Here is a 16,734-nt window from a genome sequence, read left to right as displayed (position 1 = left end):
TGTCATAAGCTTATGTTAAAAATAAACCCAATTAAATTAATTGCCCTACTGTTATTAATGTTTCTCAGTGGGTGTGAGCAGTCGGCTGAAAATGGTCAACCTAAACTCACCCCTGAGCAAGTATCACTTGGATTTTTTCAAGCCATTTACATCGACAAAGATGTACAAAAAGCCAAACAGTTTGTCGCCGCTGATATCGCAGAGGTGATGGATCATTATCATATCGCTTCAGCTGTGCAGCGTCATGTGCTCGGCTTATCGATGAAACAAGTTACGATGTCGATTGATGAAATTGATATCGACTTTTTCCGTAAATTTACTGACGATGTTACCGTTGTGGTAAAAATGGAAGGATTAAAAGGCGGCCGAGAGTGGATAGACGATCGCACAATCCGTTTACACAAAAAAGGTAACTCTTGGGTGATTGTTGAAATCCTACCCGAAAAAGGCAGAATTGAAGGTTAATGTTAATATGACAAGTTAACCAATAAAATTAATTAGAAAATAAGCAATAAAAATAGCAGCCTAGGCTGCTATTTTTATTGCTGTGTCGCGGAGTATTTAATGTGTTGGCACGTATACCATGGCATTAATATGCTCGTTCAAACATCTTATTCTTCGTCAGAAGGTAAAGACTCTAACACGTCATCTTTTACTTGGTAATAAGCATTTTCGTATTCATGAACTTCCATAATCACTCCAGTATTTCTAGGTCGTAGGGGGGGAGAAGGCCTGTCTTATTTTATTCATCAACTTATGTACCTCTCAATACACAATATCGATGTGAGGGATGACATTTACCTTACACAGAGAAGAGTTCCAATCACGTTCTTCTGCTGGCGAGTATAGCAATAGTCCCTTCGGTTTCAAACAGCGAATTACAAAAAACTTTCAGTTTTGTACGCTTTTTAAGTCAAAAATGGTAGAAAACACTGTTTTACGTTAGAAATAATGAAAGACTTTCAAAAAAAATAACACATCTATGCGGACATCGATGTGTTATTGGCAGTGCAGCAACTAAAAGGCCTATTTACTGAACGAATGTCAGCGGCACTAAGCTAGACTTGATTAATATGATTAAGGATCCGCTTCTCTGAAATCGGGTACGCAGTGCCCAACACCTGAGCAAAGCATGACACTCGATATTCTTCAATCATCCACCTCGCCTCAACCAATTGTTGCGGTACAGGTTGAGAGCGAGGCACTTTTGCCAGTTGTGCCGTCAGTGCATCCTGCACTTTACTGATACTGTGCATATGTAAGCGGTCACGAGTAGGATCAACCGGTAATTTCTCTAGGCGGTTTTCTATCGCTTTAAGGTAGCGTGCAACATCAGCGAGGCGTTGCCAACCACAGTCTTCAACAAACCCTTTGTAAACGAGGCTGTCTAACTGGGTTTGAATGTCACTCATTGCAAAGGCAATGTCTAAACTGATTTTACCTTTTAAGCGTTTTTTAATCCGCTGGTAAATGGTCAACACCTGCTCAACATTTAAGGCTATGTGTTCCGCGGTTGGGTTAAGCTCTTGGCGAACCCAATCTTTGGCTTGCTCAAATTGAGCCTCATTACGGATATCTAATTGCTTTTGATCAAGTAACTGCTGTACAGCCGCATTGATAATGTCTTCGATCAAAATGTGTACTTGCCCGAACGGATTAAAGTACATCGCCAATTTGGCTTTATTAGGTAACGCTTGCTGCAAATGCTTAACGGGCGACGGAATATTGATTAGCAATAACCGGCGTAAGCCCACTCGGTGATGACGCTTAGCTTCATGCTCATCATCAAACAGTTTAATCGACACATCAGTTTTGTTGTCGATTAGGGCCGGATAAGCTTTAACTTCGTAGTTGCCTTTACGTTGCTGGTACTGCACGGGCAAGTCACCAAAGGTCCAACGGGTAATGGCCTCCTGTTCAATGCCTTTATCAGCCACCTTACGGATAGCTTTTGCCACTACGCCTTGCAACTGCCCTTTTAGTGTTTCTAAATCTCGCCCTTGCGCCACAAGGCGGCCCTTATCATCTTCAATCTTAAAATTCATTTTAAGATGTTCAGTGATTTGGGTTAAATCAAAGTCATCAACTGAAATCCGCACGCCACTCATGCGCAGCAATTGCTTGCACATGGACTCAATCATAGGCAGTTCAAATGGTTTCATCGCTTGATAACAAGCACGGGCATAATCTGGTGCGGGCACAAAATTACGCCGCAAGTTTTTGGGAAGCGACTTAATTAAAGCCACAAGCTTTTCTTCACGCAGTCCTGGCACTAACCAATCAAAATCACTATCGTCAATTTGGTTTATCAGCGCCACAGGAATGTGCACCGACACGCCATCATCAACATTGCCAGGCTCAAAATGGTAACTGACTTTTAATGCCAAATTAGCTTTGTGCCACACTTCAGGAAAGTCCAACGCCGAAATATGATCAGCACTGCGTTGCATCAACAGAGCCTGACTGTAATCTAATAAGTCAGGAGTGAGTTGACGGGCTTTTTTCCACCAAGCAAAAAACAAGGGTGCATTGTAAATACCGGCAGGGATCAGCGGTTCGTAAAAATCCACCAGCACTTGTTCGTCTACCAAAATGTCGCGACGACGCGACTTATGCTCTAACGATTCAATATCGTTAAGCAATGTTTGGTTATTAACAAAAAAGGCCTCTTTGGTTTGTAACTGCCCTTCTGCTAATGCACTACGAATAAAGATCTCACGCGCCTCGACAGCATCAATTGGCCCATATTGCACGCGGCGGCGATTAACGATGGTTAAGCCGTATAACACCTGGTTTTCAAGTGCAATAACACTGCCTGCTTTGGCTTCAAAGTGCGGTTCTACATAATTCTTTTTCACCAAATGCGAGGCCAGAGACTCCAACCATTCTGGCTCTATTTTGGCGCAACAACGGGCGAACAAACGTGATGTTTCAGTCAACTCGGCGGCCATAATCCATTTAGGGCCTTTTTTGGCTAACGGCGAACCAGGAAACACAAAGAACTTACGATTACGGGCACCTAAATACTCGTTGTTTTCACCTTTAAAGCCAATATGGCTGAGCAAGCCTGACAATAAGGCTTTGTGTAATTGCTCATAACTGGCGGCATTGTCGCTCACGCGCCATTTAAGCTCGTGTACTGCTTGTTTAACTTGGGTGTATAAATCTTGCCATTCACGCACACGTAAATAGGCTAAAAACTCGTCGCGACATTGTTTTCTAAATTGGCTCGCAGACAATTCATGTTTTTGATCTTTAACGTGATCCCACAGTTTTACCCAACTAACAAAGTCTGAGTCTTTATCGGCATAGCGGCGATGACACTCGTCGGCAGCTTGCTTTTTATCAATGGGGCGCTCACGTGGATCTTGAATCGACAAGCCTGAAGTAATCACTAACGCTTCATGTAAACAGCCTAGCTTATTGGCTTCGATGACCATACGGGCTAATCGTGGGTCGAGTGGGATTTTGGCTAAATCTTTACCCAGAGGCGTTAACACTAGGTCATTGCGGTGTTTTTTAACGGCTTGCAGTTCTTCAAGCAATAAAAAACCATCACGAATGTGTTTTTGATCGGGTGGCTGAATAAATGGAAAACCAGCAATATCGCCTAAGCCAATTGCCAACATTTGCAAAATAACCGAAGCGAGATTGGTACGCAAAATTTCAGGATCGGTAAATTCAGGACGCTGAATAAAGTCCATTTCATCGTAAAGACGAATACAAATCCCCGGGCCAACACGACCACAACGCCCCTGACGCTGATTGGCGCTGGCTTGCGATATTGGCTCAATGGGTAAGCGTTGTACTTTAGTGCGGTAACTATAACGACTAATGCGTGCAGTACCTGGGTCAATCACATAACGAATACCTGGCACGGTTAATGAGGTTTCTGCCACGTTGGTGGCCAACACAATCCGCCTGCCAATATGGCTTTTAAACACTTTAGACTGTTCGCCATACGACAGGCGCGCATACAAAGGTAAAATTTCTGTGTCGCGGTACTGTTGTTTACGCAGTAACTCTGCGGTGTCACGAATTTCGCGCTCACCGTTCATAAAGATCAAAATATCGCCTGGGCCTTCAGCGATTAACTCATCTACCGCGGCAAAAATACCGTCGCTGACATCAAGGTCGGCGTCGTTATCTCGTACAAGTGGTCGGTATCGAGTTTCAACAGGATACGTACGGCCTGAGACTTCAATGACAGGCGCATGATTAAAATGCTTAGAAAAACGCTCAACATCGATAGTTGCCGAAGTGATAATGACTTTTAAATCTGGGCGTTTTTTGAGTACTTGCTTTAAATACCCCAAGATAAAATCAATGTTAAGGCTTCGCTCATGGGCTTCATCGATAATGATGGCGTCGTATTGATTTAAAAAACGATCTGATGTTAATTCTGCCAGCAAAATACCATCGGTCATCAGCTTGATGTAGCTATTGTCACTAATGGCATCGGCAAAGCGCACTTTAAAACCAACCACTTCACCCAGTGGGCTGTTAAGCTCATCAGCGACGCGATTGGCAACACTTCTGGCGGCTAAACGGCGCGGTTGAGTATGCCCAATAAGGCCGCGTGTTCCTAGGCCTAACTCTAAGCAAATTTTAGGTAACTGAGTGGTTTTACCTGAGCCCGTTTCACCGGCCACAATCACAACTTGATTATTGGCAATGGCTGAAGCGATGTCTTCGCGCTTTTGCGATACCGGAAGTTCGTCTGGGTAGCTTACGACAGGCCTTGATTGCAAACGTTGTTGCGCTTTGGCATAGGCTTTTTTTGCCTCTTCGGTGAGTTGCGCTAACGTTTGAGATTTTTTTTCAGACTCGGCTTCTTTATTAATACGAAATAATCGACGACGGATTTTAGCAGCATCGGTTTGATAACAAAGATTAAGATACGCCTTAGATAGCGGGTGAAGGTCCGAATTCAAATCTGATTCCCTTGCTTACATCGAAAAAAGCGATCCTAGCAAGGAAAACAGCATAATGGTATTGATTTTGACGATTGTTATGCCGGAGTGAGATAACACTGTTGCATATAGGTATTCATGGCGTTAAGTACATTGGTACGATTAATCGTACCAATCACTTTACCACTGCTTATTACTGGGTATATTTTGGGTTTAGCACCGAGCATTTGCTCAGCTAATTGTAAAATACTGTCATCGGGCGCAACAGATAACACCGGGCTTTTCATGCAATCTTCAACAATACTGGTCATATCGCAGTGGTAACTACTTTTTAACATCACAGCTAAACAATCTTGTTGCGATAAAAAGCCCACCAGCTCACCTTTTTCATCTACAACCGGTGCACCACTTTTATTGTGAGTAAGCAGCTGTTCAACTGCAATGGCTAACGACATATTTTTATTGAGTAAAACAGGACGTCTATCCATGTGGTCTTTAATTTTAATCGAATCCATATAACCCCCAAAATGCACAACAATTGGTGCAAATATAAACATAAAAAGCATATCGATTAATGCCGATATAACTTAAGTTTAGTCAAGAATAATTATCTGGACAGTAAATTTAACCGATTAACTTAATCGGTTAATAAACAATTAGTTTTCTCGCCATATCATGACCTTGGCTTCTTGTCCTTGATGACGAGTTGCGCGGTACATTCCCTGGGTATTAAATGGCGTTGCAATGTTACCTTGTTGATCAATCGCGATAACCCCACCTGTGCCACCTGCGGTGACTAAGGTATGATTAATCACCTCATCTGCGGCTTGGATAATGGTTTTGTGTTGGTATTTTACTTTTGCACAAATATCGCCAGCCACTTGGTAACGTATAAAGTATTCACCATGCCCTGTTGCAGATACAGCACAAACGCCATTTTCAGCATAAGTGCCCGCGCCAATGACGGGTGAATCGCCAATACGGCCAAAGCGTTTGGCTGTCATACCACCCGTTGACGTCCCAGCCGCTAAGTTACCCTTTTTATCAAGCGCAACTGCGCCAACGGTGCCAAATTTATAATGCGCTTTTAACATACTAACAGACGCTTGATAATCACCACCGTTAGCATGTTCAGCCTTGATAATACTGGCTTTGGCATCAAGTAATTGTGAATAACGATGTGCGGTATCAAAATGACTATTTGGCACTAAGTCAAATTGTTGAGTTAAGGCAAACTCCTCAGCCCCCTCGCCATACAACATGACATGGGGTGATTTGTGCATGACTGCTATCGCTAAATCTATTGGGTTTTTAATGTGTTTTATCCCAGCGACGGCACCGGCATTCATGCTTTTACCGTCCATAATTGACGCATCAAGTTCGTGGCCGCCATCAAAGGTATAGACCGCGCCAACACCAGCATTAAATAATGGGCTATTTTCTAAAATGTTAATTGCTGCTTTTACCGCATCAACACTCTCTCCTCCCTGCTCTAATATCTGGTAACCGCGATTAACAGCTTCAGTCAGCTTGTCGCGGTAGGCTTGTTGTTGCTCTGCGGTCAAATCAGCCGCATTAATAGTGCCTGCGCCACCGTGAATGGCAATGGTAATCGGGCTTTGTTCTTGAGCTAGTACGCTATTAGCGCCAAGGCCTAAACATAAGGCAAAGGTTAAATATAATTTATTCATGATCGGCAAGTCCTTGAAACACGTATATCTTTGTAACCATTTATATGACTTATTACAATGATAATGTTGCGAGTTTTCATCTTTATAGCGACAATAGCATTCTAATCATGGTGACACATGTCACCCGCATCACTTTTGGAAAATTTGCTTAATTTGTCCACTCAACGTATTACTTTTGGCCAATTGTTATTATTATTTTTGACCTTACTGATGTCAGGCTTTGCGCTGGCTGACGCAAATTGGTTAAAAGTGAACATCAGTGGTGCCAACAAAAAGCTAACCAATAATATCAATGCGCATCTGGGCACCTTGCCTGACTCTGATGTGCAGCGCAGAGCGTTTTTATTTACCGTCGAAGACAATACTCAAGATGCCTTAGAGTCAATGGGGTATTACCATGGGATTGTCGATATTGACATTAAAGAAACGGAGTCAGGCCCTTGGGAGCTTAATATCAATATTACTCCTGGCGATCCGGTTGTTATTCAATGGGTTGATATTAATTTCACTGGCGACATGCTGCAAGATGACATGTTTGCTTTATGGCTAAACACCCTCAAAATAAAGCCTGGCGACACCTTAAATCATGGGGTATATGATTCAATAAAATCACAACTGGTTACCCTTGCATTAGCAAGAGGTTATTTTGATGGTCAATACACCCGCTCAGAAATCAGCATCAATCGTGATTTAAATACTGCACAAATTAATTTACAGTTTGATTCCGGCAAACGTTATGTGTTTGGAGAAGTCGATTTTAATGGCAGCACATTAAATGAGGACGTACTAGCAGCTTTAATTCCATTTGATGCCTCCGCCCCCTACGCGACTCAGCAATTAACCGAATTTAACCGTAACCTATTAGATACAGGTTACTTTAGTAATATTAAAGTCTTGCCGCAAATAGATAAAATCAACGATGGTCTGGTCCCTATCAAAGTAGAGTTAAGCCCAAAACCAAGCCATTTAATTGAAGTCGGTTTAGGTGCCGACATCGGTAACAGTACCGAAGACACCTTTGAACCTAGAGTGCGACTCACTTGGCGGACCCCGCAAATTAACCGTTATGGTCACTTTCAAGAAACCACTGCTGAATGGTCTCCTGAGCGCCCAAAAATCTTAACCACCTATACCATTCCATTGAGTCATCCGTTAAATGACCAGCTAAAAATAAAGGCTGGTTTATTACGCGACACTTATGGCGTCACTCAGGATTATGACGAAGAAAGTCGCTCATTCGAGAATACAGGCCAATTAGAGTCTGAAAAATATCTACTGGGGTTGTCGAGGCAATTACGCTCAAAACACAATTGGCTATATGGCTATTCTCTTGAGTCTATTAGAGAGTTTTATGAGCAAGAAGATACCGATTATGACCCGCGCTTATATTTAATGGGTTATAACCTCACCAAAACTATCCGTGGTGATAATACCTTGGACCCTAAATCGGGATTTAGACAAACATACAGTGTGCAATATGCCGATCCGTCTTTAGGGTCGACCATCCGTTTAGCCCGCTTGCAAGCTCGCTTTAAATGGATAGAAACGATATTCGATAATCACCGTTTTGTGGCGCGGATTGATTTAGGCGCCAACATTGCCAGTGATAATGATATCAGCCAAATTCCGCCGTCTTTGCGTTATTTTGCCGGTGGAGATCAAAGTATTCGTGGTTACAGTTATCAAGAGCTCGGCCCTTATATTGATTATACCAATAGCGAGGGAGGCCTATCGCGCCAAGTTGTTGGGGGGCGTTATTTGGCGGTGGGAAGTATCGAATATCAATATTATTTAACCCCTACCTGGCGAGTTGCTAGCTTCGTTGATGCGGGTAATGCTTTTGATACTGGTCAACTTGAACCTGTTGTCGCTGTGGGGGGGGGGGTTCACTGGATTTCCCCAATTGGCCCCATCAAACTTGATTTAGGTTTTGGTTTAAAAGAAACCGAAACGGTTGCACGTTCTTATCGTTTCCATTTAACCATGGGGACAGACTTATGATAGATAAAACAACACCACAAACCCCGCCAGTGGATGACAACACACAAACCACGACAAAGCAAAAGCACGCACCGCTGAGCTTACAAGCCAAAATATGGCGTTTTATAAAGCTCTACACCCGCATTTTAATCTATGTGCCACTGATATTATTGATGCTGATTGCGGTATTAATTGGTACACCTTTTGGCAGTAAAGTGACTGTCGTGCTAGTTAATCAATTTGTTAGTGATATTAGCGCGCACTATCAATCAGGCACGCTTAATAGTGACTTAACATTAGATCACTTATCATGGACAATGCCCGGCATCAGTGTTGATGCACAAGACGTTGAACTTAATTGGATACCGACCTGCCTTATTAACAGTCAGGTGTGCGTGTCAAACCTCTCTGCATCAAAGCTTAAGGTTGATATTGTTACTGATGATATTCCCCATAGTACGCCTAGCCATGGCGAGGCCATAGAGCCTGAACAAACCAGTCATCAAGAGTTACTATTACCTATAACGATAAGCCTTAATAAAGCGCAATTTAAACAAGTTGATGTCACCGTTAACAAGATGATTTTTCACGCTGATGAGTTGGCAACAGAAGCGATTTGGAATGAAAGCGGTTTGCAAATTGACCACTTAAGCAGTTTAGGTCTGATGGTCAACATTCCAACCACCCCAACGTCAACCCAACAAAACCTGGCAGATGACCTCAACGAAAACGATTGGCCACTAGCCAATTTGCCGCAAATATACATGCCATTTCCGCTGAAAGTAAAACAATTAGAGGCAACACAAAGCGAGCTGATTATTGGAGAGCGGGTTGATCATTTTAGCCTCATCAGATTAGGGGCTAACTTTAGAGCCTTCCAGCTTGGTATTAGCCAACTCGACATCGCACATGATTATGGCGATGTGACAGTAATTGGTGATATCGCGTTTGAACAAAACTACCCGCTAACGCTCAAACTCCAGGCTAATATCAAAGAAGTGGATGAGTTGCCAGGGTTAACAAATCACAGTTTACGTCTTGAGTTAACTCAAGACTTATCTCAGCTCAATATAAATGCCATCGCCAAAGGTGATAATCGGTTTAACTTGGCAGCAACCGTAGACCTCACCTCAGCACAGCTTGCTTACCAGCTCGAGCTTAGCGATACCTATATACAATGGCCAATGCTACAACCTCAGTATATCACTCAAATAAAACACTTAAGTAGTCAAGGTGATTTACACGACCAAATAGCCAAATTACAAGGGCAATTGACGACACCTTATCACCCTAATCTTGATATTGTTGCCGATATTGATAATCGTAATAAAACACTTAAAGTTAATCAGTTAAGTGTCAAGTCAATTGCTGGCAATATCGATTTAGACGGCCAGTTATCATATAAAAATGATCTCAACTGGCAAGTCAACGTGATAACCAATGATATTCAACTGCAGCATATCGACTACCTCAGTCAATATAGCCCGATGACAAGTCTATTTAGTGGCCACTTTACTCACCAGGGCATGGTGAATAAAAACAACTGGCAAGTAGCAATTGAACAGGCTGATCTTAGCGGACGCCTTAATGGGTATCCACTCAATCTACAAGGCAATATTACGCTCAACCAGGCGCTTGCTATCAATGCTGATAACTTGCAGGCACACGCGTTAGGAGCACATTTAATCGTTAACGGCACCGCCGACACAATTTGGGATATTGATGCTGAACTCAATGTGCCCGATTTAAGACAATGGCTCAAAGGTGGTCGCGGCAGTATATATGCTAAGGTCGATGTCAGTGGTAATAGCGCCAATCCGATTGTTGATGTTGACGCGCAAATTAATAAGTTAAGTTATCACGGCAGTAAAATCGATAACGTGTCATTGGTTGCCAATTACCAACCTTATGAGCAGCATCGCTACAGTATCGACATCAAAAACTCGTTACTTTTTTGGAACAATTACAAATTAAGTGAACTGACCTTACGCAGCGAAGGTGACCAACATCAGCAACAAACCACACTGAGCACGCTCGGCGATATCGTAATTAACAGCCAATTAGCCAGTACCAGTGACCTTGATAAACAACGGTTTGAAGGCGTGTTGACTCAGTTCAATATAGCGAATGCGCTCGGCATATGGCAGCAAAACACCCCCATAACCATAAACTGGGACCAATCAAAGCAAATCGGCAAGCTCAGTGGTTTTTGCCTAGTGCACCCACACAATAGACTTTGTTTAGTCAACGACATCAATTTAGGTCATACCGGGCAAGCAAATATTAATTTTTCAGGTAATCCTGGGCAGTTATTTGCCCCGATTTTATCGAAAAAAATAACCTGGGACGGCCAAGCAGCCCTTACTAGCGAAATCCATTGGGCCAAAGGCAAAAAACCAACCGCTGATTTACAGTTTACCCTAATGCCAGGCAACATTACCCTCACCCGCGCTAAAACAAAGCCGGTGAGCATTGATTATCAACAATTATTACTCCATGCATCACTCGATGAAAAACAAGTCAACAGTAGCCTTAGTTTTAATTCATCAGGTATTGCTAATTGGCAAAGCCAACTGAGTGTCAACATCACCCCAGATAGGACATTGCAAGGTAACATCGACATTAATGCATTAAATTTGGCTCCATTTGGTGAGTTTTTCCCAAGGCTTGCAACCTTAGAAGGCTTACTGTCTAGTCGATTAACATTAAATGGCTCGCTTATGGAACCACGCGTATCAGGTAATATTAAGCTCAATGATGGAGCGTTTGCCCTCTCTTCTAACCCAACATTGATTGACAAGCTGTATTTGTCTTTAGCGCTAGAAGGCCAACAAGGACAACTCAGCGGCCAATGGCATATGGGCGATGGCGAAGTGAGCACACAAGGAACTCTAGCATGGCCACAAGGCCAGTTTAGTGGTGATATAAATATTAAAGGCAGTAATTTGGCCGTTATTCAGCCGCCAATGGCGATTTTAAGTGTTTCTCCTGACATTAACATGACCTTCGACCAAAAATTATTTGCTGTAAAAGGTCAGATAAATGTGCCATCTGGACAGATCAAGATTGTGCCACTAGCAGAGGGCGGTATCGCTGTATCAAATGACGTTGTGTTTAACGACTCGATTTCAGAACAGACGGTGAAAACCAGTCCGTATGCCATTACTGCGGATGTTAATGTCAATGTAGGCAAAAACCTTACCGTTGATGGCATGGGCCTTAAAGGAAAGCTCTCTGGTAATTTACTATTACAACAACAAGCCTTTAAGCCACCAATGTTATTTGGTGATGTTAAGATCAATAATGGCAGTTACAAATTTATGGGGCAAACACTCACCATTGATACTGGTGAGGTTCAGTTTGTCGGACCAATATCAGTGCCTAATCTGAATATTGAAGCGACCCGCGATATTAAAGATGAAGATATTACCGCTGGCGTAAGAGTCACAGGAACCCCAATGCGACCAGTAGTGACATTGTTTTCTAGCCCGGTAAAAGAACAAGCTGAAGTGTTATCTTATATTTTAACAGGTAAAGGGTTTACCTCTACTTCAAATGAACAAAGTAACTCATTAATGATGGGAGCGGCACTCAGTTTAGGGGCCCAGTTTGATGGTGGTGCCATGAACAGTATCGGCAGCACTGCGACAGGATTAATTGAGAAATTTGGTTTCTCTAACGTTCAACTAGATACCAATGATGATGGCAAAGTCGCAGTGAGTGGCTATATCGGTGAAGATTTAATGATTAAATATGGTGTAGGAGTATTTAATCCAGGGTATGAAATGACCGTACGCTATTATTTATTGTCACAACTGTACCTTGAAAGTGTATCAAGCACGTTGAGCCAGTCGTTAGATATCTACTACAGTTTCGAAATCGACTAGGTTCTAGCATAAAATTAAGACACAAAAAAAGCGCCCTTGGGCGCTTTTTATTTCAAATTAGCTATTAAGCGAATTTGAAGTCAAAGTGTTCAATCATTGGCTTGAACGCGTGACGTTGTACAGCTTGTACACGTACTTTGATTTCTTTACCATCTAAAACGATAGTCAAATCAGAAGTGTAGAAATCATCGTTTAATTGAAGGTTGATGACATCTTTGTGTGCAATCTTGATTGATACAGGCTCTTGACCAGCACCATAGATAACAGCAGGAACTTGACCAGCATGACGTAGGCGGCGGCTCGAACCTTTCCCGATTTCAGTGCGGGTTTGTGCGTTGAATGTGTAAGACATTAGTTAGTCACTCACTTAATAATAAAAGTATAAAGGCGTCATCATTTTCGACCAACGATGACTCAAATAAAGCGCGCGGATATTACCATAACCGATGAAGCCTCACAAGCGAATGTTAACCCCAACGCCTGACCGGACCACAATCAACATGAATAAAGCCATCACGAGGATAAAAACCCACTCCCCCCAGCTTTAAAGACACCGCCGCGTCACGAAGGTTTTTAGTGCTAACACCAGGAATCGCGATGTCCATTGCCATACCTTTCATGTGATAACTCTTTTTTGCAACACCTTTACTTTTTGAGGCCAACATTTGATTCGTTTTAGGCGAACGATAAGCTGAAATAACATGGATTTCATCTTGATTATTTAATGTAAGTTGCAATTTATACAAATATTCAAATAAACGTTTATCAATAGGTGCAGCTACATTTTGGCGATGATCGCGCAAAACCTGATTAAACTCAGTCAAAATATCTGCTTGATATTGGCCATCAACCCAGAAACTACCTTGGCTGCTTTCACCTGTATGGCGATTATAAAAATGAAGTTCTTTAACACCGTGAGTAGAACGGCTTGCTTGCGCGGTATTGGGCAACATCGTTGCCACAGCGGCACCGCTTAAGCCTAATAAAACTTGCCGACGAGTTAGGCACTCAATTGTCATTTACACACCACTTTAATTACTAATTTACATTACTTATCGGCTATTAAAGCACGATTTTCGTCATCACAACGCCAGACTTGCATTGTTGCTTTTTTATCCAACTGATGAGTAAATTAAACATTAATAGCGATAAATGCAAGTCTGGTAATGTAGGGATAGGCGATTGACACACAAATGGAGGTAATAGTGTGATACTGCTCAAGCGGTTAGCTAAAACAAGATATTTATTAACTTTGTTTCATTTAAACAGTTATCTTATCGTTTTACAGTTGCTGCGAGTACCATCGTTATTGCACGACACCTTTAGGCTGTTCTTTCTGGCTTAATAAGTTCAGTGATTGTGGCGGTATCAATTGATAAATATCATCTCGATATTGTGCAAGGTGATGCTCGTCGACCCAAGCAGGCCAATACACCATGTGCACGGGCAAGGTCGACGACAGAGCAAACCACTGAGTTTTGGTATAATTAGCCTGTAAGCGTTTCCAGGTACGCTTGTCGATCACGAGGCGGTTAGCAAACCAATCTGCCAATTGCTGTATTTTTTCAATACGCACACATCCAGACGATAAATCACGATCAGACTGCGCGAACAAAGACTTGGTTGGAGTGTCATGTAAATAGATGTTTTGATCATTATTAAAATGAAATTTATATCGACCTAGCGCATTATCACCACCTGGGCGTTGCACCACACGATAAGGAAAGCGTCCTCTGGCCTCTTGCTGCCATTGCTGCGGCGTATAATCAATTCGATTACCCTCATAATCAAACACATCAAAACGTTTGTCAGTGAAGTAATGACCGTTCTGCCTCACATGCGGCAAAATGTCTTGAGTCAACAGTTGCCTTGGCACTGTCCAGGTCGGATTAATAATGATATTCGATATTTGCCCCGTCATCTGCGGGGTTTGTCGGTATGGCTTTCCAACAATCACTTTCGATGACAATACCACCTGATCATCGTCGACTAAAACCATTTGAAATGCGGGGATATTAATCAACAGATAAGGTTGCGGCAATTGACTTAGGTAGGTCGTTTTTTCAACAAAACTTTTGGCTAACATTGTTGCGCGTTGTTGAGGTGTTTGGTTTAACCAAAATAAAGTTCTTGGGCCAATAACCGCGTCGGCCTTTAAACCGTGACGAGATTGAAAACGCTGCACACTCTCTGCCAAAGTCGGCAAATACACCACTTCATCGGCAAGGTATTCATTGGCATCACCGAGCAACCACAAGCGCTGACTAATTTGTTTGATACTCGGATGGCCATCACCGGGTCGCAGTAAGCCACCAGGCTCAATGGCTTGCCATTCTTGTGTTTCGGCTAACCACATTAATTTACGCAGATAATTGATAACCCCAAGGTAATCATCGACAGCAGGCTCTAAGGCAATATTTTTATCAATCACAGATGCATGACCATCTAACGTATCAAAAGCTAATGACACTTGTTTTTTATGCCAAAAGTCAGCCACACTTTGTTGGATATTATCGATATATTCTAATTGTTGAGCGGCAGATCCTGATTGTAAAATAGCGAGGTATTTTTGACGCTCAGCCGTGGGCTCAGCTAAATATTGCAGTAAGACATGTTGAGTTAAATTATTATACTGCTCAGAGGCTTGAACCAATGAAGAAGGTAGCAAACATATCAGCCATAAACTGATAATACTTACAACGACTGGCCGCTTCGATTTGTTAAGCATGCACTTCTCCATCTGCCACTACACCTCCATATTGTCACGTTTCACATCATGGTTAAATCGCTAAATTGATTATGGCAAAAAATATCACCTTTGAATGACAGATACATTTAAGTAACAAAACTTCATACCAAAGCGTTACCTACCAGTACACAAATCATGCATGAATATAAAAATTAACCAGTTAACATTAATTAATGGATAGACAACTAGGAAGACAGAATGTGAATTGATATAAGGTGCGCTAGCAGCGCATTTAGCAAAGAGGAAACAATGAATAAAAAGCAACTTATCCAATCGATGGCAATCAAAATGGATATCCCTCAAACTCAAGTCAAACAGCAGCTTGATCAAATTTTACACGTCATTCATCAAGGTTTATCAGAAGGTGAGAAAATCTATATTCCGCAATTTGGCACCTTTGAGCTCCGCTTCCATTTACCTAAAATAGGCCGAAATCCACAAACAGGTGAAACCATCGAGATTGACGGGTTTAACCAACCTAGTTTTAAAGCGGCGCCAGCGTTAAAAGCATCACTCAATGACTAAACCGTGTCTACTTATACAGGTTTTCGTCGTCCCTAAACGCGTACCCTAACCTAATTGATTAGCCTCTTACTTAGCATGATTGAGGCTAATAGGCTTCCTCATACGCTTAAACTCCCCCCAATAGCAATGCAGGCCAAGAATGTAGGCACGCCTGATGTTCAACCAGAGCACGAGGGATTTTACTTTTGACTTTAACCTTTAACTTTAAAGGTTAAAGGTTAAAGGTTAAATGACAGATGCAAAAAAGCCCCAACATGAGTTGAGGCTTTTTTACACCATACTTACGTATGTCATTTCTTACTGTAAATAATGGTACCCGAGGCCAGACTTGAACTGGCACGCTTATTCAGCGAGGGATTTTAAATCCCTTGTGTCTACCGATTCCACCACTCGGGCAAAACTTGCTGTGTTTTGATATCAAATATCAAGGCACTAAATTTCGATTTTCACCAAGTTAATTTAGGTCGTTTTTCGCGTCCCGCTTAACTTGGTGCATACTTTACTGATTTTTTTACACCAAGCAACAAAAATATTATCTTAACAGAACTGAACGCTTCAAAATTCGTCAATTCGATTTAAATTACAGCAAACTGAGTAAGTTAACCTCAGCAGTCTTCTATATTATCCTTCACCACTCGCGTAATTAATTCGCTCTAACAGGTGTTAACCCTTTACTGCGGTTGGTCACTGCGTCATCAATGTCAAAGCCCGCTTCTGACCACACCTGCGCTTCTTCTACATTAAAAGACTCTTTAGCCCAAATAGTGGCAGTGTCTAAACTAAAATTAGCTTGCACCCAACCATCGGCCTCGTTAGCGCTAAAACCTCTTACTCGCCAGTTTTGAGCTTGAGTGGCATCAAAACCTATTGATTTCCATTGACTAATTTCACGCTCAGACATGCCTTCCCAGCTTGGTGCTGACGCACAACCAACCACCAACGACACCAATAGACATACAAACAGTTTTTTCATCATTTTCAAACACTCA

General features: G+C 42.2%; 11 protein-coding genes and 1 tRNA gene. 4 read left to right on the top strand and 8 right to left on the bottom strand.

The features are described from left to right. Positions 1 to 12: 12 nt before the first annotated feature. Positions 13 to 465: a hypothetical protein gene (locus PQR79_RS00925; protein WP_303648137.1), complete on the top strand. Its 453-nt coding sequence runs from the start codon at positions 13 to 15 to the stop codon at positions 463 to 465. Between the two features lie 593 nt (positions 466 to 1,058). Here the strand turns inward: PQR79_RS00925 and hrpA are convergent. From hrpA to PQR79_RS00910, 3 genes are all read right to left on the bottom strand, one after another. Next, positions 1,059 to 4,934, bottom strand: coding sequence for an ATP-dependent RNA helicase HrpA (hrpA, locus tag PQR79_RS00920; RefSeq protein WP_238105570.1), 3,876 nt, complete (start codon positions 4,932 to 4,934; stop codon positions 1,059 to 1,061). A 77-nt stretch (positions 4,935 to 5,011) separates the two neighbouring features. Beyond that, on the bottom strand, positions 5,012 to 5,428 hold the full coding sequence (locus tag PQR79_RS00915; protein ID WP_238105579.1) for a CBS domain-containing protein: 417 nt from the start codon (positions 5,426 to 5,428) through the stop codon (positions 5,012 to 5,014). Between the two features lie 141 nt (positions 5,429 to 5,569). Further along, positions 5,570 to 6,604, bottom strand: a complete 1,035-nt coding sequence (locus PQR79_RS00910; protein ID WP_238105582.1) for an isoaspartyl peptidase/L-asparaginase family protein — start codon at positions 6,602 to 6,604, stop codon at positions 5,570 to 5,572. Positions 6,605 to 6,814: 210 nt separating this feature from the next. On the opposite strand from PQR79_RS00910, the gene PQR79_RS00905 reads away from it, so the two are divergent. After that, entirely contained in the window at positions 6,815 to 8,605 is a 1,791-nt protein-coding gene (locus PQR79_RS00905; RefSeq protein WP_238106159.1) for an autotransporter assembly complex protein TamA, read from the top strand. After that, complete coding sequence (gene tamB / locus PQR79_RS00900; RefSeq protein WP_238105591.1) at positions 8,602 to 12,471, top strand: autotransporter assembly complex protein TamB; 3,870 nt, start codon at positions 8,602 to 8,604, stop codon at positions 12,469 to 12,471. Before PQR79_RS00905 ends, tamB begins: the two co-directional genes overlap by 4 nt. A 64-nt stretch (positions 12,472 to 12,535) precedes the next feature. Here the strand turns inward: tamB and rplY are convergent, their stop codons facing one another. From rplY to PQR79_RS00885, 3 genes are all read right to left on the bottom strand, one after another. Next, complete coding sequence (rplY, locus tag PQR79_RS00895) at positions 12,536 to 12,823, bottom strand: 50S ribosomal protein L25 (protein ID WP_238105601.1); 288 nt, start codon at positions 12,821 to 12,823, stop codon at positions 12,536 to 12,538. A 115-nt stretch (positions 12,824 to 12,938) separates the two neighbouring features. Then, positions 12,939 to 13,490 carry a peptidoglycan L,D-endopeptidase MepK gene (gene mepK, locus PQR79_RS00890; protein WP_238105603.1) on the bottom strand — a complete coding sequence of 184 codons (552 nt, stop codon included), beginning with the start codon at positions 13,488 to 13,490 and terminating at the stop codon, positions 12,939 to 12,941. A 287-nt stretch (positions 13,491 to 13,777) separates the two neighbouring features. Next, positions 13,778 to 15,199: a L,D-transpeptidase family protein gene (locus PQR79_RS00885; RefSeq protein ID WP_238105613.1), complete on the bottom strand. Its 1,422-nt coding sequence runs from the start codon at positions 15,197 to 15,199 to the stop codon at positions 13,778 to 13,780. 270 nt (positions 15,200 to 15,469) lie between these two features. Here PQR79_RS00885 and PQR79_RS00880 point away from each other — a divergent pair, with 270 nt between their 5' ends. After that, the gene (locus PQR79_RS00880) at positions 15,470 to 15,745 is read left to right on the top strand and encodes an HU family DNA-binding protein (RefSeq protein ID WP_238105615.1); all 276 of its coding nucleotides are present in this window, start codon (positions 15,470 to 15,472) and stop codon (positions 15,743 to 15,745) included. Positions 15,746 to 16,055: 310 nt separating this feature from the next. On the opposite strand, the gene PQR79_RS00875 is transcribed toward PQR79_RS00880, so the two are convergent. Continuing rightward, a tRNA-Leu gene (locus PQR79_RS00875) sits at positions 16,056 to 16,141 on the bottom strand. Positions 16,142 to 16,388: 247 nt separating this feature from the next. Continuing rightward, positions 16,389 to 16,721: a hypothetical protein gene (locus tag PQR79_RS00870; RefSeq protein WP_238105617.1), complete on the bottom strand. Its 333-nt coding sequence runs from the start codon at positions 16,719 to 16,721 to the stop codon at positions 16,389 to 16,391. Positions 16,722 to 16,734 lie beyond the last annotated feature (13 nt).

The sequence above is a fragment of the Shewanella metallivivens genome (assembly GCF_028750675.1).
In the GTDB taxonomy this organism is placed as follows: Bacteria; Pseudomonadota; Gammaproteobacteria; order Enterobacterales; family Shewanellaceae; genus Shewanella; species Shewanella metallivivens.
This window is presented reverse-complemented; position numbering and strand designations above follow the sequence as displayed.